General features: G+C 60.3%; 2 protein-coding genes and 1 pseudogene. 2 read left to right on the top strand and 1 reads right to left on the bottom strand.

The annotated features are described in order from the left end of the window. The coding region (locus tag ACP5J3_RS14710; RefSeq protein ID WP_428496364.1) for an aminotransferase class I/II-fold pyridoxal phosphate-dependent enzyme at nucleotides 1-252 on the top strand (252 nt) is incomplete at its 5' end. On the opposite strand, the gene ACP5J3_RS14705 is transcribed toward ACP5J3_RS14710, so the two are convergent. Next, on the bottom strand, nucleotides 227-691 hold the full coding sequence (locus tag ACP5J3_RS14705; RefSeq protein ID WP_428496363.1) for a PaREP1 family protein: 465 nt from the start codon (nucleotides 689-691) through the stop codon (nucleotides 227-229). The genes ACP5J3_RS14710 and ACP5J3_RS14705 overlap by 26 nt on opposite strands. A 73-nt stretch (nucleotides 692-764) precedes the next feature. Between ACP5J3_RS14705 and ACP5J3_RS14700 the strand changes: the two are divergent. Further along, nucleotides 765-1,296: pseudogene (locus tag ACP5J3_RS14700) on the top strand (SufD family Fe-S cluster assembly protein); the annotation flags it as partial.

Below are 1,296 nucleotides of genomic sequence, written 5' to 3'. Positions count from 1 at the left end.
GGCGCCGAGCTTCTGAGGCAGGGCCTCGACAAGGCGGGGGTCAAGACGTGGCCTACGTGGGCCAACTTCCTCCTAGCCAGAGGCCCTCCCGGCTTCGCCCAGTTGCTCAGAAAACACGGAGTCTGGGTTAGAGACGAGGAGCGGAGGCTCGGCCCGGGCTACGTCCGCATTACAGTGGGGACAAGGGAGATGAACCTCCAGCTACTGAGGACCGTGGCTACCGTGCTCAGCCCCGCCTCTGCGCCGACTTAGCCATCTCCACGGCGTGTGACCGGACGGACTCCGCCGCCTTTAGAAGAGCTTCTATATCGCCCCTCTCGAGATGTCCCTCGTAGAAGTTTATATGCAACTGCTCAACGGCGGCAAACATGGTGATTAGCTCCGGCTTATCTCTAGCCAGCCGCCTCACCACAGCCCAGATTAGTCTGTGAGAGTCGTGCGGAAGCCCAGAGACCTCTGCATAGGCCTTCACTGATTGCACCACTGCGTTCCATATCTTCTCAGAGGCTTGTCTCAAGTCTCCTAGTGAAAGTAGCCTCAGCCCCTCTCTCCAGAACCAGTCGGAGGCGGCTAAATAAGCCTCAACCCTCTCCGGGGGGTCCGCCTCCCGGGCTAGGAGCTCTAGGAGGAATGCATCTGCGTCCTTCCCGAGCTGTTCAGCACGCCTTTTTAGCAATGCCAAGGGCTCCACGTATATAACCCGCGGTATTAAAATTAATGTCTCCTGCCGCTAAGCTATATTAACTCTAAACGACGTGGAGGTCATGGATGTAAAGTCGGCCAGATCGCTTGGGGCGGAGCTGGTGGGTAAGCTCCCTTGGCAGGAGGTGGCGGATTCCCCCACCATTAGATACTACACCGACTGGTCTAGGTTTGAGGGGTTTAAGCGCCTGGAGGCGGCGCCGAGGGTTGAGTTGCCTGTCTCTGGCTGTGAGGTTGTGATTCACAACGGCGTGTTGCTTGGGGCTGGGAGGTGCGGGGGCGTGGAGGTGGGGATCGCCGACGACGTGTTTAGAGAGGTGCAGATAAACAGCAAGATATTGGCCCTGCACGCCGCGGCGCTGAGGGAGCCCGTGTCTGTGAGGGTGAGGGGCTCGGTAGGCCCCCTGGTGGTTAAGTTGCTGGCCTCTGAGAGGGGGGCCCACGTGGCTAGCCACGTCGTCTTGGATATCGACAGCGCCGCCTCGGGCTCTGTGGTTCTCTACGTCGAGGCGGGGGAGGGGGTGATGCACACCGCCGTGGTGGAGGGTGTGGCTGGCGGCGGTGTGGAGTACGTGCTTGTGTCTAGGGGCGGGG

It is taken from the genome of Pyrobaculum sp. (genome assembly GCF_049971835.1).
Taxonomy (GTDB): domain Archaea; phylum Thermoproteota; class Thermoprotei; order Thermoproteales; family Thermoproteaceae; genus Pyrobaculum.
This window is presented reverse-complemented; position numbering and strand designations above follow the sequence as displayed.